Genomic DNA, 26,481 nt, shown 5'->3' with positions numbered 1-26,481 from the left:
TTAATTTATTTTGAATACGTACGCGTTCAATCGGGAGTTACGCTTGTTAACTCCCGAGCATTATCAAAACGTCTTCCAGCAAGCTCATCGAGCAGGCTCACCTCATTTCACCATCATTGCACGCAATAATAACCTATCTCATCCTCGACTAGGTTTGGCTGTTCCTAAGAAGCAAATCAAAACTGCTGTTGGTCGCAACCGCTTTAAACGTCTATCTCGTGAAAGTTTCCGTAATCATCAACATCAACTTCCAAACAAAGATTTTGTTGTAATTGCCAAGAAATCTGCGCAAGATTTAAGCAATGACGAAATGTTTAACCTATTTGAAAAGCTATGGCAGCGTCTGTCTCGCCCATCACGTGGCTAGCCATCGGCGTCGTCCGACTCTATCAAGGCCTCATTAGTCCTCTAATCGGACCACGCTGTCGTTTCCATCCAACTTGTTCAAGTTACGCTGTAGAAGCGCTGAAAGCTCACGGTTTTGTAAAAGGATGTTGGTTATCCAGCAAACGTCTATTAAAATGCCACCCTCTAAGTGAAGGGGGCTTTGACCCCGTTCCACCAATTCAAAAACAAGACAGAGATAAATAACGATGGATTCTCAACGTAATATCCTGTTAATCGCTCTAGCTTTGGTGTCCTTTCTACTTTACCAGCAATGGAATGTAGCTAAGAATCCAGCGCCGCAAGCGATTGAACAGGCTCAATCAAGCAGCTCCCTACCTGCACCATCTTTTGCCGATGAGCTTGACCCAGCGCCATCTCAACAGGCAGCTGCAAAAATCATTACTGTAACAACGGATGTATTAACTCTGTCTATTGATGCGGTTGGTGGTGATGTTGTTCAAGCTGATCTAAACCAATACTCAGCAGAATTGGATTCTCCAGAACGTTTTGAACTACTGAAAAACGAACCTGGCCATCAATTTATTGCTCAAAGTGGTCTTGTTGGCCCACAAGGCATCGATTTAAGCAGCACGAACCGTCCTGCTTACACTGTCAGCGCAGATAGCTTTGAGCTAACTGATGGTGTTGATGAACTTCGCATCCCTATGACTTTCTCTGCCAATGGCCTTGATTACGTCAAAACCTATGTATTAGAACGTGGCAGCTATGCCGTTAACGTTGAGTACGATGTGGTCAACAACTCAGGCAACAATGCGACTTTCGGTATGTACGCCCACCTACGTCAAAACGTAATGGATGATGGCGGCAGCATCACTATGCCAACTTACCGTGGCGGTGCTTACTCGACTCAAGACGTTAACTACAAGAAATACAGCTTCGATGATATGCAAGATCGCAACCTGTCTCTTAACCTGACTGACGGTCAAGGTTGGGCAGCAATGATCCAGCACTACTTCGCAACAGCATGGATTCCTCGTGACGAACCAGGCACAAACTTGTACACCCGTGTGATTGGCAACCTTGCTGATATCGGTGTGCGCATGCCAAACAAAACCATCGCAACAGGTGACACAGCAAACTTCACCGCAACACTATGGGTAGGTCCTAAACTGCAAAATCAAATGGCAGAAGTCGCACCGCACCTAGACCTAGTAGTCGATTACGGTTGGTTATGGTTCATCGCGAAGCCACTACACTCACTATTGTCGTTTATTCACGGTTTCGTGGGTAACTGGGGTGTGGCAATCATCTGTTTGACCTTTATCGTTCGTGGTGCCATGTACCCACTAACGAAAGCGCAATACACTTCTATGGCGAAAATGCGCATGCTACAACCTAAGTTGGCAGCAATGCGTGAGCGTATCGGCGATGACCGTCAACGCATGAGCCAAGAAATGATGGAATTGTATAAGAAAGAAAAAGTGAACCCGTTAGGCGGCTGTTTACCTCTGATTCTACAAATGCCTATCTTCATTGCGCTTTACTGGGCACTAATGGAATCGGTTGAGCTTCGTCACTCACCATTCTTCGGTTGGATTCACGATCTATCAGCGCAAGACCCATACTACATCTTGCCATTGTTGATGGGTGCGTCGATGTTCATGATTCAAAAAATGAGCCCAACAACCGTTACCGATCCAATGCAGCAGAAGATCATGACCTTTATGCCGGTTATGTTTACCTTCTTCTTCCTGTTCTTCCCATCAGGCCTAGTACTGTACTGGTTGGTATCGAACATCGTAACGCTTATCCAGCAATCGCTAATCTACAAAGCGCTGGAAAAGAAAGGCTTACACACTAAGTAAGCAATAAATCAAAGACAAAGGCGGCCAAAAGGTCGCCTTTTTTATTTGAGCTGATTACAATTCAGCTAATTATGTTTTTATCGCGCCGATACGGCACATTCAATCACAGGCACTCTTTATGACTACAGATACCATTGTCGCTCAAGCTACCGCACCGGGTCGTGGCGGTGTCGGTATTATTCGCGTCTCAGGCCCTTTAGCTGAGAAAGTGGCACTTGAAGTGGCAGGCAAGGCGCTACGCCCTCGTTACGCGGAATACCTGCCATTTTGCGACGAAGCAGGGAAACAACTCGATCAAGGCATTGCACTCTTCTTCCCTAACCCTCACTCCTTTACTGGTGAAGATGTTTTAGAGCTGCAAGGCCACGGTGGTCCCGTAGTCATGGATATGCTGATTAAACGTATTCTTAAAATTGACGGCATCCGTACCGCACGTCCTGGCGAATTCTCAGAGCGCGCTTTCCTGAACGATAAGTTGGATTTGGCGCAAGCAGAAGCGATTGCAGACCTGATTGATGCCAGCTCAGAAGAAGCGGCGAAATCCGCGCTGCAATCACTGCAAGGCGCTTTCTCACAACGTATTAATACCTTGGTCGATTCTCTTATCTATCTACGTATCTATGTTGAAGCGGCGATTGATTTTCCAGAAGAAGAAATTGATTTCTTGGCCGATGGTAAAGTCTCTGCGGATTTACAAGCCATCATTGATAATCTGGCTGCGGTGCGCAAAGAAGCCAACCAAGGTTCGATTATGCGCGAAGGGATGAAAGTGGTGATCGCTGGACGCCCGAATGCTGGCAAATCCAGTCTATTGAATGCATTGTCAGGCAAAGAGTCAGCCATTGTGACCGATATTGCCGGTACAACACGTGATGTTTTACGTGAACATATCCATATTGATGGCATGCCACTGCACATTATTGATACCGCAGGCCTACGTGAAGCATCCGACGAAGTTGAAAAAATTGGTATCGAACGCGCTTGGGATGAAATAAAACAAGCCGATCGCGTATTATTTATGGTTGATGGCACCACCACTGATGCCACCGATCCAAAAGAAATTTGGCCTGATTTTGTTGATCGTTTACCTGATAACATCGGTATGACGGTTATTCGCAACAAAGCGGATCAAACTGGTGAAGATCTTGGTATTTGCCATGTTAATTCTCCAACATTAATCCGTTTATCGGCTAAGACTGGCCAAGGGGTCGATGCACTGCGTAATCACCTAAAAGAGTGTATGGGCTTTGCTGGCGGCCACGAAGGCGGCTTTATGGCACGTCGTCGCCATTTAGAGGCACTAGAGAAAGCAGCAGATCATCTCGACATTGGTCAACAGCAGCTTGAAGGCTATATGGCTGGAGAAATTTTGGCTGAGGAGCTACGTATTGCTCAGCAACACCTAAATGAAATCACCGGTGAGTTTAGCTCAGACGACTTACTTGGACGCATCTTCTCTTCATTCTGTATCGGTAAATAATGCAAAAACGCGCCCTTGAGGCGCGTTTTTTAATTCAATCTCGCTAACGTTTTTCCTAACGAAGCATTGGTAATAAGGAAATCAAATGATTCATATCATTACTGGCAGCACCTTAGGGGGTGCAGAGTATGTCGGTGATCATCTTAGTGATCTGCTGATAGAAAAGGGCTTTGAAACAACGATCCATAATCAACCTAATTTGGATGAGATCAAGAACGATGGCGCTTGGTTGATCATCACTTCAACCCATGGTGCAGGGGATTACCCAGACAACATTCGCCCTTTTATTCAAGCGCTACAGACAACACCACCGAAAATGTCAGAGGTGAAATTTGCAGTATTAGCGATTGGAGATTCAAGCTATGACACCTTCTGTGCGGCAGGTAAACACGCTCATGATTTGCTGCTAGATATCGGCGCAAATGCCATTTCTGATTGTTTTACCATCGATATATTGGCTCATTCAGTCCCAGAAGACGCCGCTGAAGCTTGGTTAAGTGACAATATTAACCAGTTATAGGCCCAATTTTGCTTAACAAGGTCAGCTCTCGCTGGCCTTTTTTTACGTCTATGGATAGAAACAGACAGCTTGGTTCGATTCAAGTGAACAAAAAACAACCGAACGGACTGTGCATAACTAGTACGTTATCCGGTGATTAACCTATAGTTATCCCAATAACAACTTTGTTCGTCACGACCCCCTGTGTATAACCACCCTTTTTGATCCCAGCTAATCCTCATCATGATCAAAGTAAGATCACATGATATGATCCATAAAAGATCCATGATCTTGTTGATCATTTTTCACTTATCCACAGAGATCGTCGATCCTAATAATAGATCTAATAAAAGATCATATATATAGATCTTATATATATTAACTTCGCCCACTAAACTTAAAAAACACAAAAGCCTTTTTCTCTCTACACGAAAGCAGGTAGAATATCGCTCTTTTATCTGTCCGAATTATCTGAATACCAGAGGTCAGTTCATGCTTTATCACGAAAACTTTGACGTCATTGTTGTTGGTGGCGGTCACGCAGGAACGGAAGCCGCACTCGCATCAGCGCGTACAGGGCAAAAAACCCTCTTACTCACCCATAACATTGACACTTTAGGGCAAATGTCTTGTAACCCTGCCATTGGTGGTATTGGTAAAGGTCATCTTGTCAAAGAAGTCGATGCTATGGGCGGATTAATGGCTCAAGCCATTGATCATGCTGGTATTCAATTTCGCACTCTCAATGCATCAAAAGGTCCTGCGGTACGCGCTACTCGCGCTCAAGCGGATCGAGCGTTGTACAAAGCGTACGTTCGCGATGCTTTAGAAAATGCGCCAAACCTCACCTTGTTCCAACAATCAGTCGATGATCTTATTGTTGAAAACGATCAAGTGATGGGTGTTGTAACCCAAATGGGCCTTAAATTCCGCGCTAAAGCCGTTGTATTGACCGTTGGTACCTTCCTTGGTGGTAAGATCCATATCGGTATGGAAAACAGCGCAGGTGGCCGCGCAGGCGATCCTCCTTCGATCGCTCTTGCCGATCGTCTACGTGAAATGCCATTCCGTGTCGATCGTCTAAAAACGGGTACTCCACCACGTATCGATGCTCGTAGTGTCGATTTCTCAGTGTTGGAAGCGCAACACGGTGATAACCCAACGCCTGTATTTTCGTTTATGGGTTCACGTACTCATCATCCACGACAGATTCCATGTTTTATCACTCATACCAATGAGCGTACGCATGATGTCATTCGTAACAACCTTGACCGCAGCCCGATGTATGCTGGTGTGATTGAGGGTATTGGCCCACGTTACTGTCCGTCGATTGAAGACAAAGTGATGCGTTTTGCGGATAAGAACAGTCACCAAATTTTCATTGAACCTGAAGGTTTAACCACACACGAACTCTATCCAAATGGTATTTCCACCAGCTTACCGTTTGATGTTCAAGTACAAATTGTTCGTTCGATGAAAGGCTTTGAAAACGCCCATATCGTGCGTCCAGGTTACGCAATTGAGTATGATTTCTTTGATCCTCGCGACCTGAAACATACCTACGAAACCAAATTTATTAGTGGTTTATTCTTTGCTGGTCAAATCAACGGTACCACTGGCTACGAAGAAGCGGCGGCACAAGGTTTGATGGCCGGTTTGAATGCGAGTCTCTTCAGTCAAGACAAAGAAGGTTGGAGCCCACGCCGTGATGAAGCTTACGTTGGCGTATTGATTGACGATTTGTCGACCATGGGTACCAAAGAACCATACCGCATGTTTACCTCACGTGCTGAATACCGTTTGTTGCTGCGTGAAGATAACGCCGACCTACGTTTGACGGAAAAAGCCCGTGAACTTGGCTTGATTGATGATGCTCGTTGGGCGCGCTTCAACGAGAAAGTGGAGAACATGACGACAGAGCGCCAACGTTTGAAAGAAACGTGGATGAATCCAAATTCTGTCGGTATTGATGCGCTAAACAGTGTGCTGAAAACGCCAATGGCGCGTGAAGCCAGCGGTGAAGATCTTTTGCGTCGTCCTGAAATGACGTATGCACAATTGACTCAGCTTGATGCATTTTCTCCAGCACTGGAAGATCAGCAAGCGGCTGAGCAAGTTGAAATTCAAGTCAAATACGACGGTTACATTAAGCGTCAACAAGAAGAAGTGGAGAAATCACTTCGTCATGAGAACACGAAACTGCCCGTTGATCTTGAATACAGCGATGTGAAAGGTTTATCGAATGAAGTGGTGCTTAAGCTAAACGATGCTAAACCAGAAAGTATTGGTATTGCATCGCGTATCTCCGGTATCACGCCAGCTGCGATCTCTATTTTGCTCGTGCATCTTAAAAAACACGGTTTATTGAAAAAAGGCGAGGAAGCTTAATGTCGCTATTACGCCAAAAGCTTGATCAATTAATTGATCAAACAGATTTATCCGTGACGGATCATCAACGTGACCAGTTAATTGGTTACGTTGAAATGCTCAATAAGTGGAATAAAGCGTACAACCTGACTTCAGTACGCAATCCAGAAGAAATGTTGGTGAAACATATTCTAGATAGCATCATTGTCAGCACTCATTTAGAAGGTGAGCGCTTTATCGATGTCGGTACTGGCCCTGGTTTACCTGGTATCCCATTGTCGATCATGTGCCCAGAGAAAGAGTTCCATTTATTGGATAGCTTAGGTAAGCGTATTCGCTTTATTAAGCAGGTTGTGCATGAGTTAAAAATCGAAAACGTGACGCCGATTCAAAGTCGAGTGGAAGAGTATCTACCTGAAGAGAAGTTTGATGGTGTACTAAGCCGTGCCTTTGCTTCAATGTTAGATATGGTTGAGTGGTGTCATCATTTGCCGAAAGAAACCACTGGTCGCTTTTTAGCATTGAAAGGCCAATTATCACAAGATGAGATTTCAGAGCTCCCAGAGTGGTGTTATGTGACCGATGTCAAAGCTTTGCAAGTTCCTCAATTGGAAGGTGAGCGTCATCTAGTAATCTTATCGCGCAAGGAATAATAGCGAGGTAGATCGTGGGAAAAATTGTAGCCATTGCCAACCAAAAAGGCGGTGTTGGAAAAACAACGACTTGTATAAACTTAGCCGCGTCTATGGCCGCGACTAAGCGCAAGGTATTGGTTATCGATCTTGACCCTCAAGGCAACGCGACTATGGCCAGTGGTGTCGATAAGTATCAAGTTGACGCCACTGCTTATGAGTTGCTTGTTGAAGATGTGCCGTTTGAAGAAGTCGTGGTGACGAAAACGTCTGGCCACTACGACCTTATCGCTGCAAATGGCGATGTGACGGCCGCTGAAATTCGACTGATGGAAGTGTTTGCTCGCGAAGTTCGCCTAAAGCAAGCGCTTGCGTCGGTTCGCGATAACTATGATTTCATCTTTATCGATTGTCCTCCTTCTCTAAACCTTCTTACAATCAACGCGATGGCGGCTGCAGATTCTGTGCTAGTGCCAATGCAGTGTGAGTACTTCGCACTAGAGGGTTTAACCGCGTTAATGGATACCATTAGCAAACTCGCAGCTGTTGTAAATGAGAATCTCAAAATCGAAGGGTTACTACGAACGATGTATGACCCTCGTAACAGACTGTCTAATGAAGTATCTGATCAATTGAAAAAACACTTTGGTGACAAAGTGTACCGCACTGTTATTCCTCGCAATGTTCGTCTCGCAGAAGCCCCAAGTCATGGTAAGCCTGCGATGTATTACGACAAATATTCTGCTGGAGCCAAAGCTTATTTAGCGTTGGCTGGCGAAATGTTGCGTCGCGAAGAAGTACCTGCATAAATCATCATAATTTAAGGAACGTAAACCCATGTCTAAACGTGGTTTAGGTAAAGGGCTTGATGCTCTTCTTTCGACCAGTTCATTGGCGCGCGAAAGACAGCAAACAGCCATCAATAGCCAAGCTTTGTCTAGCAATGGTGAGTTAACGGAACTTAGCGTAACCAGCTTACGCCCAGGCGTGTATCAGCCACGTAAAGATATACAGCCAGAAGCGTTAGAAGAGTTGGCTGCCTCTATTGAGTCACAAGGCATTATCCAGCCAATAGTGGTTCGTATGGTGGAAGGTGGCCGCTATGAGATCATTGCCGGAGAAAGACGTTGGCGTGCGGCGAAAAAAGCCGGCCTTAGCCAAGTACCGTGTTTGATCAAACGTGTCGAGGATCGTGCTGCGATCGCGATGGCATTGATCGAAAATATTCAGCGTGAAGATCTGAATGTCATCGAAGAAGCGCAAGCATTAGAGCGCTTACAAAATGAATTTTCACTGACACATCAACAAGTCGCTGATGTGATTGGTAAATCTCGAGCTGCTGTGAGTAACATATTACGTCTAAATCAGCTCGAAAATGATGTAAAGAGTTTAGTTTCTGGTAATCAGCTTGATATGGGGCATGCTAGAGCGTTGTTGGCTTTAGAAGGCACTCAGCAAATTGAAATTGCTCAGCATGTTGCGCACAAAAATTTGACCGTTCGCCAAACCGAGCAGTTAGTGAAAAAGTGTCTACAGCCTCAGGTTGAAGTAAAAAGCGTGTCACACGACGAAGAAACCCAACATATGTCACAAAAATTGAGTGAAATGCTGGGTGCAAAAGTGTCGATTGTCCGTTCTAATAACGGTAAAGCAAAAGTCACCATTAGTGTGGAAGAGCCCGAAAAGCTGGCACAATTGATTGCCAAGTTAGAGAGCTAGATGAGATAATTGATCTCAATCAATTTATGCAAAAAACGAATTTTTGTGTAAAAGTTGTCGGTTTGTAAACAAAATTGTAACTTTTTGCTGTGTTTTCATTGCATTCAGTTCGACTCACCGTATAATTTTTGCAAATTTCCTCAGCGTCTAAGGATGTCTCGCTGTGGATTTTACTAGAGGTACGAATACATGGTAGCTGCGTTGGCTAGACCAGGACGAGAGCTTGCTAAGCAATTGTTAATGATCCAGCTTGGCGCGGTTACATTAGTGGCGGCGGGAATGGCTGCGACTGTGAATGTTGAATGGGGTCTTTCTGCACTTATTGGCGGCGGCATTTTTGTCATTGCTAATGCGGTGTTTGCTTTATGTGCTTTTGCATTTAGCGGCGCGCGGGCAGCAAAGAAAGTTGCGGCATCTTTTTTTACAGGTGAAGCGCTAAAAATCCTTATCACAGTAGCTCTCTTCTCTCTTGTCTACATGTATATACAGGTGGAACTTGTTCCCCTAAAACTAACCTATTTACTGGCACTAGGTATTAATATCTGTGCGCCAGTGCTATTCATTAACAACAATAAATAGGATGAGTTATGGCTGCGCCAGGTGAAGCGCTACTAACACAATCCGGATATATTGCCCACCACCTCTCTAACCTCTCTTTAGCTAAGTTAGGTTTAGTAGCGGAAGAAGCAAGCTTCTGGAATGTGCATATCGATAGCCTGTTATTTTCTTGGTTTACTGGTTTAATTTTCTTAGGAATTTTTTACAAGGTCGCGAAGAAAGCAACAGTCGGTGTACCAGGTAAGCTTCAGTGTGCTGTAGAAATGATCGTTGAATTTGTCGCGGAAAACGTCAAAGACACGTTCCATGGACGCAACCCTCTGATAGCGCCTTTAGCACTAACTATCTTTTGTTGGGTATTTTTAATGAACGTGATGGACTTAGTTCCTATCGATTTCTTACCTTACCCAGCAGAGCATTGGCTCGGAATCCCTTACTTGAAAGTGGTACCGTCAGCTGATGTGAACATCACCATGGCTATGGCACTAGGCGTATTCGCTCTGATGATTTACTACAGCATCAAAGTGAAAGGTCTGGGCGGCTTTGCAAAGGAATTGGCTTTACATCCATTCAATCACCCAATCATGATCCCGTTTAACCTTCTGATTGAAGTGGTATCGCTACTGGCGAAACCTCTGTCACTTGGTATGCGTCTATTCGGTAACATGTTTGCTGGTGAGGTTGTATTCATCCTTTGTGCGGCAATGCTACCATGGTACTTACAATGGATGGGCTCACTACCATGGGCAATTTTCCATATTTTGGTAATTACGATTCAAGCATTCGTGTTCATGATGTTAACTATTGTTTATCTATCAATGGCACACGAAGATAGTGATCATTAATTTTTTTAAGCTTTTTATTTGGGCACATAAGCCAACAACTATAAATTGGAGATAGTAATGGAAACTTTACTGAGCTTTTCTGCAATCGCCGTAGGTATTATCGTCGGTCTTGCTTCTCTTGGTACTGCGATTGGTTTCGCACTTCTTGGTGGTAAATTCCTTGAAGGTGCAGCACGTCAACCAGAAATGGCTCCTATGCTACAAGTTAAGATGTTCATCATCGCTGGTCTACTTGATGCGGTTCCAATGATCGGTATCGTAATCGCGCTACTGTTCACTTTCGCAAACCCATTTGTGGGTCAACTAGCAGGCTAATTAACAACTCTGTTAATTGTATTTTTGTAGTTGATTCTTAAAAGGGAGTAGCTGTTGTGAATATAAACGCAACTCTGCTAGGTCAAGCAATCTCGTTCGCACTGTTTGTGTGGTTCTGCATGAAATATGTATGGCCGCCACTAATGAGTGCGATTGAAGAACGTCAGAAAAAAATCGCTGACGGTCTACAAGCGGCAGAACGAGCTTCTAAAGACTTGGACCTAGCACAAGCCAACGCTTCTGATCAATTGAAAGAAGCGAAGCGCACAGCAACTGAGATCATTGAGCAAGCGAACAAGCGTAAAGCTCAAATTCTAGATGAAGCTCGTGAAGAAGCTCAGGCAGAACGCCAGAACATTCTTAATCAAGCTGAAGCGGAACTTGAAGCTGAACGCAACCGTGCGCGCGATGACCTGCGTAAACAAGTTGCGACTCTGGCTGTCGCTGGTGCTGAGAAAATCCTTGAGCGTTCTATCGATATCGATGCGCAAAAAGATATTCTCGACAACATTACTGCAAAACTTTAAGTCTGGGGGCGCATATGTCTGATTTGACTACTATCGCACGCCCCTATGCTAAAGCAGCTTTCGACTTTGCAGTGGAAAAAGATCAACTAGACCAATGGGGTCAGATGTTGTCTTTTGCTGCTGAAGTTGCCAAGAACCAACAAGTAAAAGAGCTGTTAACCAGCTCTATGTCTGCCGATAAATTGGCAGAAATATTTGTTGCTGTTTGCGGTGAACAAGTTGATGCACACGGTCAAAACCTATTGCAGGTAATGGCTGAGAATGGTCGTTTAACGGCCCTTCCTGATGTAAGTGAGCAATTCTTCGCATTGAAGAAAGAGCACGAGAAAGAAATCGATGTTGATGTTATTTCAGCATTTGAACTTTCAAGTGAACAGCTAGCAAACATCAGCAGCAAACTTGAAGTGCGTTTAGCGCGCAAAGTGAAGCTGACTTGCAGTGTAGATCAGGCCCTACTTGGTGGGGTAATAATTCGAGCCGGAGACCTAGTCATCGATGACTCAGCGCGTGGTCGTTTGAACCGCCTGAGCGATGCATTGCAGTCTTAATGGGGATTGGAGCATGCAACTTAATTCCACTGAAATTAGCGATCTAATCAAACAACGCATCGAATCTTTCGAAGTTGTTAGTGAAGCTCGCAACGAAGGTACTATCGTATCGGTAAGCGATGGTATCATCCGCATTCACGGCCTAGCGGACGTGATGCAAGGTGAAATGATTGAATTACCGGGTGGCCGTTATGCACTAGCACTTAACCTTGAGCGTGACTCGGTTGGTGCGGTTGTAATGGGCCCATTTGCTGACCTTAAGGAAGGCATGAAAGTTACAGGTACTGGCCGCATTCTTGAAGTGCCAGTTGGTCCAGAATTGCTAGGTCGCGTAGTGAACACACTAGGTGAACCTATCGATGGTAAAGGTCCAATCGAAGCGAAACTAACTTCACCTGTAGAAGTGATTGCACCAGGCGTAATCGACCGTAAATCGGTAGATCAACCTGTGCAAACTGGTTACAAGTCAGTTGACTCAATGATCCCAATCGGTCGTGGTCAGCGTGAACTTGTTATCGGTGACCGTCAAACTGGTAAAACAGCGATGGCGATCGATGCAATCATCAACCAGAAAAACTCTGGTATTTTCTCAATCTACGTAGCTATCGGTCAGAAAGCATCGACCATCGCTAACGTGGTTCGCAAACTAGAAGAGCACGGCGCACTAGCAAACACTATCGTGGTTGTGGCATCGGCTTCTGAATCTGCTGCGCTACAATACCTAGCGCCATACGCAGGTTGTGCGATGGGTGAATACTTCCGTGATCGCGGCGAAGACGCACTGATTGTTTACGATGATCTATCTAAACAGGCTGTTGCTTACCGTCAGATCTCTCTACTACTAAAACGACCACCTGGCCGTGAGGCATTCCCTGGTGACGTTTTCTACCTTCACTCGCGTCTACTAGAGCGTGCAGCTCGTGTAAACGAAGAGTATGTAGAGCGTTTCACTAATGGTGAAGTGAAAGGTAAGACCGGTTCTTTGACTGCGCTTCCTATCATCGAAACTCAAGCTGGTGACGTTTCAGCATTCGTACCGACTAACGTAATCTCGATTACCGATGGTCAGATCTTCCTACAAACTGAGCTATTCAACGCGGGCGTACGCCCAGCAGTTGACCCAGGTATCTCAGTATCTCGTGTAGGTGGTTCAGCGCAAACGAAAATCATCAAGAAGCTATCTGGCGGTATCCGTACAGCACTAGCTCAGTACCGTGAACTCGCGGCATTCGCACAGTTCTCGTCTGATCTTGATGACGCAACGAAGAAGCAGCTAGACCATGGTCAAAAAGTTACAGAGCTAATGAAGCAGAAACAATATGCTCCTATGTCTGTATTTGACCAAGCGCTAGTTATCTTTGCGGCAGAGCGTGGCTACTTGGCAGATGTTGAAATCAACAAACTGCTCGATTTTGAAGCTGCTCTACTATCGTATGCTCGCAGTCAATACGCTGAATTTGCAGCTGAGATCGACAAGACGGGTGCTTACAACGATGAAGTTGAAGCTCAGTTGAAAACACTGACTGACGACTTCAAAGCAACCCAAACTTGGTAATAGGTCGGTGGCAGTAATGCCACCAACTAATGGAGAGTAACGATGGCCGGCGCAAAAGAGATACGTAATAAAATCGGTAGTGTTAAAAGCACGCAGAAAATTACGAAAGCTATGGAAATGGTAGCCGCTTCAAAAATGCGTCGTTCTCAAGACGCAATGGAAGCATCTCGTCCATATGCTGAAACAATGCGTAAAGTGATCGGTCATGTGGCTAATGCAAATCTAGAGTACCGTCATCCGTACCTAGAAGAGCGTGAAGCCAAGCGTGTTGGTTACATCATCGTTTCGACAGACCGTGGTCTGTGTGGTGGTTTGAACATTAACGTGTTCAAAAAAGCCCTAACAGACATGCAAACTTGGAAAGAGCAAGGTGCTGAAGTAGAGCTGGCTGTTGTCGGTTCGAAAGCAACGGCTTTCTTCAAGAGTAGCGGCGCGAAAGTGGCTGCTCAGGTTTCTGGTTTGGGTGATAGCCCAAGTCTTGAAGACCTTATCGGTTCTGTTAGCGTTATGCTGAAGAAATACGATGAAGGTGAACTGGATCGCCTGTATGTGGTTTACAACAAGTTTGTGAACACCATGATTCAGCAACCAACGATCGATCAATTGCTACCTTTGCCTAAATCGGACAGCGAAGAGATGCAGCGTGAGCACTCATGGGACTACATCTATGAGCCTGAACCAAAGCCTCTATTAGACACACTTCTAGTGCGTTACGTAGAGTCTCAGGTTTATCAGGGTGTCGTCGAGAACCTTGCTTGTGAGCAAGCGGCTCGAATGATTGCGATGAAAGCTGCAACGGATAACGCGAGTGACCTGATTGAAGACTTAGAACTTGTGTACAACAAAGCCCGTCAGGCTGCGATTACACAAGAACTGTCTGAAATCGTATCAGGCGCAGCAGCGGTTTAAGCTTAGGTTAAACGAAATAGTTTAGAGGATTAACGATGGCTACAGGTAAGATCGTACAGATCATCGGTGCGGTAGTCGACGTAGAGTTCCCACAGAGCGATGTACCTAGTGTATATGACGCTCTAAACGTTACGGACTCAAAAGAGCGTTTAGTTCTTGAAGTTCAGCAACAGCTAGGCGGTGGCATAGTTCGTTGTATCGTTATGGGTAGCTCAGATGGTTTACGTCGCGGAGTTGAAGTTGTAAACACTGGCGCTCCAATTTCAGTACCAGTAGGTACTAAAACCCTAGGTCGTATCATGAACGTTCTAGGTGACGCGATTGATGAGCGTGGTGAGATCGGTGCGGAAGAGCTTTACTCTATCCACCGTGAAGCACCAAGCTACGAAGAGCAATCAAACGAAACAGCACTTCTAGAAACCGGTGTTAAAGTAATCGACTTGATTTGTCCATTCGCTAAGGGTGGTAAAATCGGTCTATTCGGTGGTGCAGGTGTAGGTAAGACCGTTAACATGATGGAACTTATCAACAACATCGCATTACAACACTCAGGTCTATCTGTGTTTGCGGGTGTTGGTGAACGTACTCGTGAAGGTAACGATTTCTACTACGAGATGCAGGAAGCGGGTGTTGTAAACATCGAAAAACCTGAAGAATCAAAAGTAGCGATGGTTTACGGTCAGATGAACGAGCCACCTGGCAACCGTCTACGTGTTGCACTGACGGGTCTAACGATGGCAGAACGTTTCCGTGACGAAGGTCGTGACGTACTACTGTTTATCGATAACATCTACCGTTACACACTTGCAGGTACAGAAGTATCAGCACTGCTAGGTCGTATGCCATCAGCAGTAGGTTACCAGCCTACACTTGCTGAAGAAATGGGTGTACTACAGGAGCGTATCACGTCAACTCGTCAAGGTTCTATCACGTCTGTACAGGCGGTATACGTACCTGCGGATGACTTGACTGACCCTTCTCCAGCAACAACGTTCGCGCACTTGGATGCAACGGTTGTACTTAACCGTAACATCGCAGCGATGGGTCTATACCCTGCGATCGACCCACTAGATTCTACATCTCGTATGCTAGATCCATTGGTTGTTGGTCAAGATCACTACGACACTGCTCGTGGCGTTCAGCAGACACTTCAGCGCTATAAAGAGCTGAAAGACATCATTGCTATCCTAGGTATGGACGAGCTATCTGAAGCAGATAAGCAAGTTGTATCTCGTGCACGTAAGATTGAGCGTTTCCTAACTCAGCCTTACCACGTAGCAGAAGTATTTACAGGTGACCCAGGCGTATACGTATCTCTTAAAGAGACTCTACGTGGCTTTAAAGGTCTACTAGCTGGTGAATACGATGACATTCCAGAGCAAGCGTTCATGTACTGCGGTACGATTGACGATGCAATTGAGAATGCTAAGAAGCTATAAGGCTAACTAGGAGGCGATATGGCAGCAATCCCTTTTCATCTAGACGTTGTTAGTGCAGAGAAAAAACTTTTCTCTGGCCTAATTGAAACGTTTCAGGTGACCGGTAGCGAAGGTGAACTTGGTATTTTCCATGGTCACACTCCGCTGTTGACCGCTATCAAGCCTGGTATGGTGCGTATAGTTTTACAAAACGGCCATGAAGAAATTATTTATGTTTCTGGTGGTATGATAGAAGTACAACCAAGTACAGCGACTGTACTGGCTGATACGGCTATCCGTGGTGAAGAGCTAGACGCAGCGAAGGCAGAAGAAGCCAAACGTCGCGCTGAAGAGAATATTCAGAATCAGCATGGCGATATGGACTTCGCACAAGCGGCCAGTGAACTGGCTAAAGCCATTGCTCAGCTACGAGTTATCGAGTTGACGAAAAAACGCCGTTAATTTGCATTAAAGGTGTTTTATAAATGATAAAGGCGGTCATTAGACCGCCTTTTTGTTTATCTGTTGGCAAATTTTTAAATGTGGCATTAACTATTACCAGTGACATGTTTACAATAAGCTCCTAATTATAAATCGACGTCTACGGGTTAAATAATGAAATTCAGTGCTGTAATTCTTGCCGCGGGTAAAGGTACCCGTATGTATTCCAATATGCCAAAGGTTCTGCATACATTGGCAGGCAAACCGATGGCAAAGCATGTGATTGATACCTGTTCAGGACTGGGTGCGCAAAACATTCATCTAGTTTATGGTCACGGCGGCGATCAAATGCAAGCGACCTTGACGGATGAGTCGGTTAATTGGGTATTGCAAGCTGAGCAACTGGGTACTGGCCACGCTGTGGATCAGGCCTCTTCTGAATTTGCCGACGACGAAAAAATTCTGGTGCTTTACGGTGATGTACCACTGATCTCTTCAGAAACGGTTGAGAACTTATTGGATGCGCAACCAACGGGCGGTATTGCACTGCTTACGGTGGTATTAGACAACCCAATGGGCTATGGCCGTATTGTGCGTAAAAATGGCCCTGTAGTGGCGATCGTGGAGCAAAAAGACGCGACCGATGAGCAGAAATTAATTAAAGAGATTAACACGGGTGTGATGGTTGCAACCGGTGGTGATCTAAAACGTTGGTTGGCGGGCTTAAACAACAATAATGCTCAAGGTGAATACTACCTAACCGACGTGATTGCGGCAGCGCATGAGGAAGGTCGTGCAGTTGAAGCAGTTCATCCGGTCAACCCGATTGAAGTAGAAGGCGTTAACGATCGTGCTCAGCTTGCTCGTTTAGAGCGTGCCTTCCAATCGATGCAGGCGCAGAAACTACTTGAGCAAGGCGTGATGTTACGTGATCCTGCTCGCTTTGATTTACGTGGCCAACTGCAATGCGGTATGGATGTTGAAATTGATGTTAACGTAATCATTGAAGGTTCCGTCTCCATTGGTGATAACGTAGTAATTGGTGCCGGTTGTGTACTGAAAGATTGTGAAATCGATGACAATACTATTATTCGCCCATACAGCGTGATTGAAGGCGCGACGATTGGTGAAGAGTGTACCGTCGGTCCATTTACTCGTCTTCGCCCTGGTGCTGAGTTGCGTAAAGATGCACATGTGGGTAACTTTGTTGAAGTTAAGAATACTCGCTTAGGTGAAGGTTCAAAAGCGAACCATCTTACTTACCTTGGTGATGCTGAAATCGGTCAACGAGTGAATGTTGGGGCCGGTGTGATTACCTGTAATTATGATGGTGTGAACAAGTTTAAGACCATTATTGGCGACGATGTATTCGTTGGTTCTGATAGTCAGCTTATTGCGCCTGTTACGGTTGCAAATGGCGCAACTATTGGTGCTGGTACCACATTAACCAAAGATGTCGCTGACGGTGAGTTAGTGATCACTCGCGCGAAAGAGCGTAAGATCACTGGCTGGCAACGCCCAGTAAAAAAATAAGCGCATGTTTAGCGCTTGAAGATTGGATCTAAAAAAAGCCGCTCAATGAGCGGCTTTTTTATTGTTCGATAGTGAGATTATTTTTCATCACTCACAACACGAGAATTGTCTGGTGTGGTGAAATGCTCACCCAATTCACGGTTAGAAACTACATATCCAATCCACATGCCACCCATACAAATCACGATTGCAATACCCGTCACCACGAGCGCTTGGCTTGCCATTGATGCAACAAGCGCACTTGCTAGACTGCTTACACAGATCTGTAAGCTATTCTGCAAACCCGCTGCGGTTGCTGGGCTCTGTTTTGCACTGCCTAGAGCGCGGCTTACTACGATTGGGTACATGGCACCGTTTGCCACCGCGATTAAACAGAACGGCGCTAGGATTGGCCAGATAGAGCTTAGCTGCCACTGTGAAGCAACAAAAATCATAATGGCTGAAGCACTGAACAGCGCAATCAATTGACGAAGAATCTTTTCATCACCGTATTTCGCAACGGCACGCTTACCGAAGTAACCACCGACCATAAACGCGATGGTTTGTGGAATGAAGCTTAGACCAATATCTTTTGCTTCGTAGCCCAGCTTCGCCATGATTTCTGGCATACCGGTTAGGTAAGCAAAGAAAGCAGCAGAAGCAGTAGCAAACATCATTACGTTACCAAGATAGGTCTTTGAGCTCAGTAGCGCTTTAATGTCACCTTTAATCGAGGTTTGTTTCGCTTCAACGTGTTCTTTTGGCTGCATCAGTGTTGCCGCTGCCAGTAATACACCGATCAAGGTTAGGCAGACAAAGATCGAGTGCCAACCAAAGTTGTCAGCCAGCAGTACCCCTAGCTGAGGTGCTAAAGCTGGTGAAAGTGCGACCAAAGGCATAATGGTAGCAAAGACTTGTTGGCTAGTGCTCGCTTCATAGCGTTTGATGACCATTGCTTGCCAAATAACCGCAGGGGCACACACACCAATCGCTTGAACAAAGCGTAGGCTCAGTAACTGCCATACTTGCTCACTAAACGCTAAACCGAGTGATGCGAGAGTAAAGACAATCATACCGGCGAATAGTGTATTACGGTGGCCATATTTATCGGACGCTAAGCCCCACAGTAACTGACCACTTGCCATACCAACCAAGAAAATGGTTAACGATAGTGCAATTTGCTCTGGACCGGTCGCAAAGTCGACTTCCATCGCTTTGAATGCTGGAAGATACATATCGGTCGCAACAAAGCCCAACATGGATAGTGCAGCAAGGTAAAAAAGTTGTAGTTTGGATACTGTCATAATTATATTCAAAAAAATTGATTGATTAACGACCTTGCTAGTGTCGTTTTAATAAGGGTTGTTATTCTATTTTTGATTGTATTGAATTAGAAACGTTAAAAATTGCGGTTATCAATCAAAAAATTTGAAAGCTAACTAGGCTCGGGCTAGGCTAGGTGATGGATTATTTCGATTTGTTGGTATAGAAGTATGTTTTCAAAGTCGTCATTAGAAATGCTCGACACCGTCGCGCGTTTAGGCAGTTTTACCGCCGCAGCTGAAGCGCTCCATAAAGTGCCTTCGGCGATCAGCTATGGTGTGCGTCAGATTGAGCGAGATCTCGGTGTGGTGCTGTTTCGCCGCTTACCACGTAAAGTGGAATTAACCACTGCTGGGGAATTGTTTATTGTCGAAGCTCGCAGCATGTTGAGACAGATGGAGGAACTGACAGCGCAAACTCGTCGCGCAGCTCATGGTTGGCAAAAAACACTGCGTCTTACACTCGATAATGTCGTTAAGCTGGATAAGATGAAGCCTTTGATTGAAGACTTTTATCAGACCTTTCAACATGCTGAACTGCAGATCAATATGGAAGTGTATAACGGCTCTTGGGAAGCGATCTCCCAAGGTCGTGCCGATATTGTCATTGGCGCTACTTCAGCCGTCCCTGTTGGTGGTGATTTTGAAGTTCGAGATATGGGCCGACTTGAGTGGGCCTTTGTGATGTCGCCTTTGCATCCTTGTGCTATCGCGGAGAATTTAGAGGAAAGCTTCGTCAGTCAATTTCCCTCAATTTGTTTAGATGATACATCTAATGTTTTACCGAAACGCCACAATGTCCATTACGCTCAGCAGCGTCGCTTACTATTACCGAATTGGCATAGTGCGATAGAGTGTTTAAGAAATGGAGTCGGTGTTGGCTTTATGCCACGCCACATCGCTCAGCCTTTGATTAAAGAAGGGATGCTGGTGGAACGAGAATTGGCTGAACAGAACCCATTGAGCCAATGCTGTATGGTGTGGCGTAAGGATGATAATCACCGCATGATTGCGTGGATGGTGGATTATTTAGGTTCAAGTGAGCAACTTTATCGTGATTGGTTGCAGTCAACATAGAACAATAGCCGAGTGAGCTATTGTTCTATTGCTGGTGTTGTTGCTGTTACGGGCGCTCAAAAATAGTAGCAATACCTTGGCCTAAGCCAATGCACATAGTAGCAAGCCCATATTTCGCTTCCTTCGCTTCCATCAAATTGATCAAAGTGGTTGAGATCCTTGTGCCGGAACAGCCAAGTGGGTGACCCAATGCGATCGCGCCGCCATTCAAGTTGATCTTCTGATCCATAACATCGAGCAAGCCAAGATCTTTGGCAACAGGTAGTGCTTGTGCAGCAAAGGCTTCGTTAAGTTCAACCACATCGATATCTTCAATGGTTAACCCAGCTCGCTTAAGGGCTTTTTGGGTTGCAGGTACTGGCCCATAGCCCATGATGGAAGGATCACAGCCCGCGATAGCCATCGATTTCACTCGAGCGCGAATGGGTAAATCGAGCTCTTTGGCTTTTTCTTCACTCATGATCAGCATAGCCGAAGCTCCATCTGATAGGGCTGAGGAGGTGCCAGCGGTGACGGTACCATTGACAGGATCAAACACCGGGCGAAGCTTTGCTAATCCTTCTACTGAGGTTTCTGGGCGGATCACCTCATCAAATTCTAAGCTAAATAAGCTACCATCTTCAGCATGACCTTCAGTGGCTAGAATTTCATTATTAAAACGGCCTTCAATCGTTGCTGCATAAGCTCGAGCGTGTGAGCGGGCGGCAAATTCATCTTGTTGCTCGCGGCTTATTCCATGTAGCTTGCCCAGCATCTCTGCTGTTAAGCCCATCATACCAGCCGCTTTTGCCACTGTTTTTGTCATGCCAGGATGAAAATCGACCCCATGATTCATTGGGACATGGCCCATGTGTTCAACACCTCCGACTAAACATATGTCGGCATCACCTGTCATAATGGCGCGGCTAGCGTCGTGTAATGCTTGCATCGATGAACCACATAAACGATTGACGGTGACCGCGCCAATTTCTATCGGTAAGCCGGCCAATAGAGCGGCGTTACGTGCAATATTGAAACCTTGCTCTAGTGTTTGCTGTACACACCCCCAGTAAATATCTTCGATTTGATGTGGGTTTACGGCCGGATTACGTTTAAGTAATCCTTTCATCAAGTGCGCAGACAGATCTTCTGCACGAACATGGCGATAAGCGCCGCCTTTTGAACGACCCATTGGTGTGCGTAAGCAGTCAACAACGACGACGTTTCTTGTCTGTATAGTCATTTCGAATCCTCCCTAAATCGAACCTTGTTGTTGGCTGTCATAAAAACGCTCACCTTTAGCTGCCATATCGACGAGCAGCTGTGGCACCTGATACATAGCACCAAGGTGTTGATGTTGTTTCGCTTGCTCTATGAAAGTCTCGATACCCAGTGTGTCTAAGTAACGGAATACACCGCCCCTAAATGGTGGGAAACCTAAGCCATACACTAGTGCCATATCGGCTTCTTGAGGTGAGGCGATGATGCCTTGTTCAAGGCACAGCACGACCTCGTTGATCATCGGAATCATCATGCGTTGAATAATGATGTCTTGCTCAAAATTTTGTTGGCTTGCACACACGTCGGCCAATATTGGAATAATCTCCTCAGAGAAGGCTTTGTTAGGTCTTCCTCTTCTATCAACACTGTATTGATAGAATCCATGGCCATTTTTTTGCCCGTAACGATTGGCTGCAAATAATGCATCAATCGCGTCATTATCTTGTTTCGCCATACGTTCAGGGAAACCCTGCGCCATTACCGCTTGGGCATGGTGGGCGGTATCGATCCCAACGACATCCAGTAGATAAGCAGGGCCCATCGGCCAACCGAATTGACGCTCCATGATTTTATCAATGTGGGTAAAGTCCGCTCCGTCACGTAGCAATAAGCTAAAGCCAGCGAAGTAAGGGAAGAGGACTCGATTGACGAAGAAGCCAGGGCAATCATTAACGACAATCGGAGATTTACCCATTTTTGCCGCGTAAGCCACGACACGGTTGATGGTTTCTTCTGAGGTGTGTTCACCGCGGATGATTTCCACCAAAGGCATACGATGAACAGGGTTGAAAAAGTGCATGCCACAGAATTTATCTGGGCGTTGTAGCGATTGTGCTAATAGATTGATGGGAATGGTCGACGTATTTGAGGTGATGACACTATCGTCACTGACATACTGTTCAACTTCACTCAATACCGCGGCTTTGATTTTTGGATTCTCAACGACCGCTTCCACAACGATATCTGCGTCATCAATACCAGCATAATAGAGAGAGGGGGTGATTGAGGCGAGAATACCTGCCATCTTGAAGCCATCAATACGACCGCGAGATAAACGTTTATTCAGCAGCTTAGAAGCTTCGCTCATGCCGAGATTAAGTGAAGATTGGGCTATGTCTTTCATTAAGACGGGAACCCCTTTTAAGGCAGATTGATAAGCAATACCTCCACCCATAATACCAGCACCCAGCACGGCAGCGCGTTGTGTTTCTTTGTTAGCAACTTTGGCGGACTGTTTTGCCAAGCTCTTAATATATTGATCATTGAGAAATAGGCCAACTAGGGCTTTGGCTTCTTTTGACTTTGCGAGTTTAACGAAGTGCTTACGCTCTATATCGAGCGCGTCATTGCGTTCAGCGCGAGCTCCTTCTTCTATCGCGGTCACGGCAGTCATGGGAGCTGGGTAGTGAGGCCCCGCTTTTTGTGCGACAAGACCTTTTGCAGTGGTAAAGCTCATCATGGCTTCTAGCTTACTCAAAGTCAGCGCAGATGTTTTTTGTCGACGTCGTGCTTGCCAATCAATCTTTTCATTGATTGCTTGTTTGAGCGTAGTGAGTGCTGACTCGTGCAGTTGTTCGCTATCAACAATCGCATCCAAAAGGCCTACTTTAAGAGCTTCATCGGCGCGGCAAGCTTTACCTTGGGTGATTATTTCCATAGCGCTGTCAGCGCCGATTACTCTAGGTAAGCGAACACAACCGCCAAATCCCGGCATGATGCCTAGCTTTGTTTCAGGCAACCCAATGCTGGTGGTGTTGTCTCCAATGCGGATATCGGTAGCGAGTACGCACTCACATCCCCCACCAAGCACATGACCTTTCAAAGCCGCCAGTGTGGGAAAAGGGAGATCTTCTAACTTGCTGAATATTTGATTTGCAAATTGTAACCACTGATCGAGTTCATCTTCTGGTTTCGCGAACAAACTTAAAAATTCAGTGATATCGGCACCGACGATAAAGGATGCTTTGTTAGACGTGAGCAGCAATCCATCGATTCCCGCGGTTTGTTTAATGACATCCAGTGCGGCATCGAGTGATTCTAAAGTGGCAAGATCGAGTTTGTTCACCGAGTTGCTTGAGTTGAAGCAGATCTCGACGATACCAGATTGCACTTCCTTTACATGTAGAGTATTGGCTTGGTAAATCATGTCTATCTCCGTGACATACAATCTACGATTGGATTTATAGTTATTCTGGTAAGACCAGTTGTTTTAGTGTGGACTGGAGATAACGTTAATTCAACACAAAGATTAAACAAAATATTAACATTGTGATTTGTGTATTCCTTCTCTTCTATTGTTAAAGGCACGTGATAGACTTGCCGCTATTGATTTACACTCCGGCAAATTATGAACACTCAGCCTTACTTAATACCAGCGCAGGCCGTTGTCTTTGAAGAAGAGATCAAAAAGAGCCATTTCATTACCTATTTAGCCCACACTCCAAGTATAGAAACAGCCAAAGCCTTCGTTGAACAAATCAAAACGAAACATGCGGATGCACGTCATAATTGCTGGGGGTTTGTCGCTGGTCGTCCTGACGATTCGATGAGGTGGGGATTTAGTGATGATGGCGAACCTTCTGGGACAGCGGGTAAACCTATTTTGGCGCAATTATCAGGTTCGGGCGTAGGAGAAATCTCTGCGGTAGTGACTCGATATTATGGTGGGATTCGCCTTGGTACTGGTGGGCTTGTTAAGGCATATGGTGGTGGCGTTCAACAAGCATTAAAGCTGCTTCAAACTATCGAGAAAAAAATCACCACATTAATCACGCTCCAGTTAGACTATGGTTTTATGCCTGTCGCACAATCATTGTTTAGTCAGTTCGGTGTGCAAGAAGTTGAGGCACAATATAGTGATGAAGTTACGCTTACCCTTGAAGTTGAAGTGCGCCAGTTAGAGGCGTTTAGCCAGGCGATAATCAATAAAAGTGGCGCTAAAGCCGTAATAACCCCAATTAACGGGAAATAACAGGAACTCAGAAGCCTAGCTTCACACGTCAATAATCAATGCAATTTCGATCTATTATCCGAATCGTAGGGCTATTGCTTGCCCTTTTTAGTGTCTCAATGTTGGCTCCCGCCTTGGTTGCTCTTATTTACCGAGATGGCGCAGGGGTTCCCTTTGTCACTACTTTCTTTGTGCTGCTATTTTTTGGCTTTGTTTCTTGGTTTCCTAACCGAAGGCATAAGCATGAATTAAAGGCGCGAGATGGCTTTCTGATTGTGGTGCTATTTTGGACCGTAATCGGTAGTGCCGGCTCATTACCTTTTTTATTATCCGATAACCCTAACGTATCAGTGACAGACGCCTTTTTTGAATCATTTTCGGCACTGACAACAACCGGGGCGACCGTTATCGTCGGTCTTGATCATTTACCTAAAGCGATTTTGTTCTACCGCCAGTTCTTACAGTGGTTTGGTGGTATGGGGATCATCGTACTTGCTGTGGCTATTCTGCCTGTGCTGGGCATTGGGGGAATGCAGCTTTATCGCGCTGAAATTCCAGGCCCAGTTAAAGACAGTAAAATGACGCCACGTATTGCCGAAACAGCAAAAGCATTGTGGTACATCTACTTAAGCCTGACTATCGCCTGTGCTTTGGCGTTTTGGCTTGCCGGGATGACGCCATTCGATGCGATTGGGCATAGTTTCTCAACCATTGCGATTGGTGGTTTCTCTACCCACGATGCAAGCATGGGCTATTTCGATAGTTACGCCATTAATATTATTACCGTCGTGTTCTTATTAATATCGGCTTGTAACTACTCTCTACACTTTGCTGCGTTTGCTTCTGGTGGTGTGCACCCTAAATACTATTGGAAAGACCCTGAATTTCGCGCTTTTGTCTTTATTCAGATACTACTGTTCTTAGTTTGTTTTCTGATGTTGCTTAATCATTTGGCGGTAGATTCAATTTACGAAGTGTTTGACCAAGCGCTATTCCAAACGGTTTCTATTTCGACTACCGCAGGTTTTACCACGACCGGATTTGCTGACTGGCCGTTGTTTTTGCCAGTACTACTGCTTTTTTCTTCCTTTATAGGGGGTTGTGCGGGGTCGACGGGCGGCGGCATGAAAGTGATCCGCATTCTATTGCTGACCTTACAAGGTGCGCGTGAACTAAAACGTTTGGTTCACCCTAGAGCGGTTTACACCATTAAAGTGGGCGGCAGTGCATTGCCACAACGTGTCGTCGATGCGGTATGGGGATTTTTCTCGGCTTATGCACTCGTATTTGTCGTTTGTATGCTGGCGTTGATCGCTACCGGTATGGATGAGCTTAGCGCTTTTTCTGCTGTTGCAGCGACGCTGAATAACCTCGGCCCAGGTTTAGGAGAAGTCTCCCTACACTTTGGTGATGTAAATGATAAGGCGAAATGGGTTTTAGTGGTGTCTATGTTGTTTGGTCGACTAGAGATCTTTACTCTATTAATACTACTAACACCGACATTTTGGCGTAGTTAAGGATATCTCTTGAAAAAAGCACTCTTTCTTTATTCTTCCCGTGAAGGACAGACGATTAAAATTCTCCACTATATAGAGGAGCAATTGGCGGGGTATCAGTGTGAACTCGTCGACCTACACCAAGTTGATACCGTGGACTTCTCTCTTTATGACCGAGTGTTGATTGGTGCCTCGATTCGTTATGGACACTTCAATAAAAAGCTCTATCAATTTATCGAGCGTCATCAGAAACAACTGGATAGTCATAAGGTCGCCTTTTTTTGTGTCAACTTGACTGCGCGTAAAGAAGACCAAGGTAAAGACACGCCAGAAGGTAGTGTCTATATTAAGAAGTTCCTGCGACTCTCTGTTTGGCAACCGAGCCTTATTGGTGTGTTTGCTGGCGCCCTCTATTATCCTCGTTACAATCTGTTTGACCGTACAATGATTAAATTGATCATGAAAATGACCGGTGGAGAGACGGATACCAATAAGGAAGTTGAATACACCAACTGGAATAAAGTGGCCGTTTTTGCGGAAAAATTCAAAAATATCTAAAGAAACCCTCGGTTTTAGCCTTTTTAGTTCGATTTTTAGCCGAACAGTTCAAAAAGGCTAAAAAACTTAATTTAGGGGGTTGCCAAGCTGATCACAATCCCTATAATGCGCACTCACTGACACGGCAAGGCTTCGAAAGAAACGAAAGCCGAGTTAGCAAGGTTATTTAGCCAAGCAAGTTGCTTGAACGAAGTTTGAAAAAAGTGGTTGACACTAAACTTCAAATCGCTAAAATGGCCGTCCGCTTGATAGAACACATTCAAGCGATGCTCTTTAAAAA

At 45.4% G+C, this 26,481-nt stretch carries 26 protein-coding genes; 23 read left to right on the top strand and 3 right to left on the bottom strand.

The genetic code is table 11. The features are described from left to right. Positions 1-43: 43 nt before the first annotated feature. The 19 genes from rnpA (at position 44) to glmU (ending at position 17,559) form a co-directional block, all read left to right on the top strand. Positions 44-367 carry a ribonuclease P protein component gene (gene rnpA / locus RH86_RS11470; RefSeq protein WP_231893138.1) on the top strand — a complete coding sequence of 108 codons (324 nt, stop codon included), beginning with the start codon at positions 44-46 and terminating at the stop codon, positions 365-367. Next, positions 334-591 carry a membrane protein insertion efficiency factor YidD gene (gene yidD, locus RH86_RS20150; protein ID WP_005597289.1) on the top strand — a complete coding sequence of 86 codons (258 nt, stop codon included), beginning with the start codon at positions 334-336 and terminating at the stop codon, positions 589-591. The genes rnpA and yidD overlap by 34 nt, the downstream gene beginning before the upstream one ends. Positions 592-593: 2 nt before the next feature. Continuing rightward, the gene (gene yidC / locus RH86_RS11465; protein ID WP_009386299.1) at positions 594-2,213 is read left to right on the top strand and encodes a membrane protein insertase YidC; all 1,620 of its coding nucleotides are present in this window, start codon (positions 594-596) and stop codon (positions 2,211-2,213) included. A gap of 118 nt (positions 2,214-2,331) precedes the next feature. Continuing rightward, the gene (gene mnmE / locus RH86_RS11460) at positions 2,332-3,693 is read left to right on the top strand and encodes a tRNA uridine-5-carboxymethylaminomethyl(34) synthesis GTPase MnmE (RefSeq protein WP_005597286.1); all 1,362 of its coding nucleotides are present in this window, start codon (positions 2,332-2,334) and stop codon (positions 3,691-3,693) included. A gap of 85 nt (positions 3,694-3,778) precedes the next feature. After that, entirely contained in the window at positions 3,779-4,213 is a 435-nt protein-coding gene (gene mioC, locus RH86_RS11455) for an FMN-binding protein MioC (RefSeq protein WP_005597284.1), read from the top strand. A 471-nt stretch (positions 4,214-4,684) separates the two neighbouring features. Beyond that, on the top strand, positions 4,685-6,580 hold the full coding sequence (gene mnmG / locus RH86_RS11450) for a tRNA uridine-5-carboxymethylaminomethyl(34) synthesis enzyme MnmG (protein WP_005597282.1): 1,896 nt from the start codon (positions 4,685-4,687) through the stop codon (positions 6,578-6,580). Next, entirely contained in the window at positions 6,580-7,212 is a 633-nt protein-coding gene (gene rsmG / locus RH86_RS11445; protein WP_009386298.1) for a 16S rRNA (guanine(527)-N(7))-methyltransferase RsmG, read from the top strand. The genes mnmG and rsmG overlap by 1 nt, the downstream gene beginning before the upstream one ends. A gap of 14 nt (positions 7,213-7,226) precedes the next feature. After that, positions 7,227-8,000: a ParA family protein gene (locus RH86_RS11440; protein ID WP_005597269.1), complete on the top strand. Its 774-nt coding sequence runs from the start codon at positions 7,227-7,229 to the stop codon at positions 7,998-8,000. Between the two features lie 28 nt (positions 8,001-8,028). Continuing rightward, complete coding sequence (locus RH86_RS11435; RefSeq protein WP_009386297.1) at positions 8,029-8,910, top strand: ParB/RepB/Spo0J family partition protein; 882 nt, start codon at positions 8,029-8,031, stop codon at positions 8,908-8,910. A gap of 189 nt (positions 8,911-9,099) precedes the next feature. After that, complete coding sequence (locus RH86_RS11430; RefSeq protein WP_005597265.1) at positions 9,100-9,489, top strand: F0F1 ATP synthase subunit I; 390 nt, start codon at positions 9,100-9,102, stop codon at positions 9,487-9,489. Positions 9,490-9,497: 8 nt separating this feature from the next. After that, on the top strand, positions 9,498-10,313 hold the full coding sequence (gene atpB, locus RH86_RS11425; RefSeq protein WP_006713799.1) for a F0F1 ATP synthase subunit A: 816 nt from the start codon (positions 9,498-9,500) through the stop codon (positions 10,311-10,313). A gap of 57 nt (positions 10,314-10,370) precedes the next feature. Beyond that, positions 10,371-10,628, top strand: coding sequence for a F0F1 ATP synthase subunit C (atpE, locus tag RH86_RS11420; protein ID WP_005372317.1), 258 nt, complete (start codon positions 10,371-10,373; stop codon positions 10,626-10,628). A gap of 56 nt (positions 10,629-10,684) precedes the next feature. Next, on the top strand, positions 10,685-11,155 hold the full coding sequence (gene atpF / locus RH86_RS11415) for a F0F1 ATP synthase subunit B (protein WP_005597251.1): 471 nt from the start codon (positions 10,685-10,687) through the stop codon (positions 11,153-11,155). Positions 11,156-11,169: 14 nt separating this feature from the next. Next, positions 11,170-11,703: a F0F1 ATP synthase subunit delta gene (gene atpH / locus RH86_RS11410; RefSeq protein ID WP_005597250.1), complete on the top strand. Its 534-nt coding sequence runs from the start codon at positions 11,170-11,172 to the stop codon at positions 11,701-11,703. Between the two features lie 13 nt (positions 11,704-11,716). Further along, positions 11,717-13,258, top strand: a complete 1,542-nt coding sequence (gene atpA, locus RH86_RS11405; protein WP_005597249.1) for a F0F1 ATP synthase subunit alpha — start codon at positions 11,717-11,719, stop codon at positions 13,256-13,258. 42 nt (positions 13,259-13,300) lie between these two features. Continuing rightward, positions 13,301-14,167 (top strand): F0F1 ATP synthase subunit gamma, encoded by an 867-nt coding sequence (atpG, locus tag RH86_RS11400; protein ID WP_005597248.1) that lies wholly within the window; start codon positions 13,301-13,303, stop codon positions 14,165-14,167. 35 nt (positions 14,168-14,202) lie between these two features. Then, complete coding sequence (gene atpD, locus RH86_RS11395) at positions 14,203-15,606, top strand: F0F1 ATP synthase subunit beta (protein WP_005597247.1); 1,404 nt, start codon at positions 14,203-14,205, stop codon at positions 15,604-15,606. A gap of 18 nt (positions 15,607-15,624) precedes the next feature. Then, positions 15,625-16,047: a F0F1 ATP synthase subunit epsilon gene (locus RH86_RS11390; RefSeq protein WP_005597246.1), complete on the top strand. Its 423-nt coding sequence runs from the start codon at positions 15,625-15,627 to the stop codon at positions 16,045-16,047. Positions 16,048-16,200: 153 nt separating this feature from the next. Next, complete coding sequence (gene glmU, locus RH86_RS11385; RefSeq protein WP_009386296.1) at positions 16,201-17,559, top strand: bifunctional UDP-N-acetylglucosamine diphosphorylase/glucosamine-1-phosphate N-acetyltransferase GlmU; 1,359 nt, start codon at positions 16,201-16,203, stop codon at positions 17,557-17,559. A 77-nt stretch (positions 17,560-17,636) separates the two neighbouring features. On the opposite strand, the gene punC is transcribed toward glmU, so the two are convergent. Continuing rightward, positions 17,637-18,842, bottom strand: a complete 1,206-nt coding sequence (punC, locus tag RH86_RS11380) for a purine nucleoside transporter PunC (protein ID WP_009386295.1) — start codon at positions 18,840-18,842, stop codon at positions 17,637-17,639. A 189-nt stretch (positions 18,843-19,031) separates the two neighbouring features. On the opposite strand from punC, the gene punR reads away from it, so the two are divergent. Beyond that, the gene (gene punR / locus RH86_RS11375; RefSeq protein WP_009386294.1) at positions 19,032-19,937 is read left to right on the top strand and encodes a DNA-binding transcriptional activator PunR; all 906 of its coding nucleotides are present in this window, start codon (positions 19,032-19,034) and stop codon (positions 19,935-19,937) included. Between the two features lie 46 nt (positions 19,938-19,983). Here the strand turns inward: punR and fadA are convergent, their stop codons facing one another. Further along, positions 19,984-21,159, bottom strand: coding sequence for an acetyl-CoA C-acyltransferase FadA (fadA, locus tag RH86_RS11370; protein ID WP_009386293.1), 1,176 nt, complete (start codon positions 21,157-21,159; stop codon positions 19,984-19,986). 12 nt (positions 21,160-21,171) lie between these two features. Next, positions 21,172-23,343: a fatty acid oxidation complex subunit alpha FadB gene (fadB, locus tag RH86_RS11365; protein WP_009386292.1), complete on the bottom strand. Its 2,172-nt coding sequence runs from the start codon at positions 23,341-23,343 to the stop codon at positions 21,172-21,174. A gap of 201 nt (positions 23,344-23,544) precedes the next feature. Here fadB and RH86_RS11360 point away from each other — a divergent pair, with 201 nt between their 5' ends. The 3 genes from RH86_RS11360 to hemG are packed head-to-tail and all read left to right on the top strand — an operon-like array spanning position 23,545 to position 26,201. Continuing rightward, complete coding sequence (locus RH86_RS11360; RefSeq protein ID WP_005597237.1) at positions 23,545-24,168, top strand: YigZ family protein; 624 nt, start codon at positions 23,545-23,547, stop codon at positions 24,166-24,168. A 38-nt stretch (positions 24,169-24,206) separates the two neighbouring features. Continuing rightward, complete coding sequence (locus RH86_RS11355) at positions 24,207-25,664, top strand: TrkH family potassium uptake protein (RefSeq protein ID WP_009386291.1); 1,458 nt, start codon at positions 24,207-24,209, stop codon at positions 25,662-25,664. Between the two features lie 9 nt (positions 25,665-25,673). Beyond that, complete coding sequence (hemG, locus tag RH86_RS11350; RefSeq protein ID WP_009386290.1) at positions 25,674-26,201, top strand: menaquinone-dependent protoporphyrinogen IX dehydrogenase; 528 nt, start codon at positions 25,674-25,676, stop codon at positions 26,199-26,201. Positions 26,202-26,481: the final 280 nt, after the last annotated feature.

It is taken from the genome of Vibrio sp. N418 (assembly GCF_000222565.1).
Classification (GTDB): Bacteria; Pseudomonadota; Gammaproteobacteria; order Enterobacterales; family Vibrionaceae; genus Vibrio; species Vibrio scophthalmi.
This window is presented reverse-complemented; position numbering and strand designations above follow the sequence as displayed.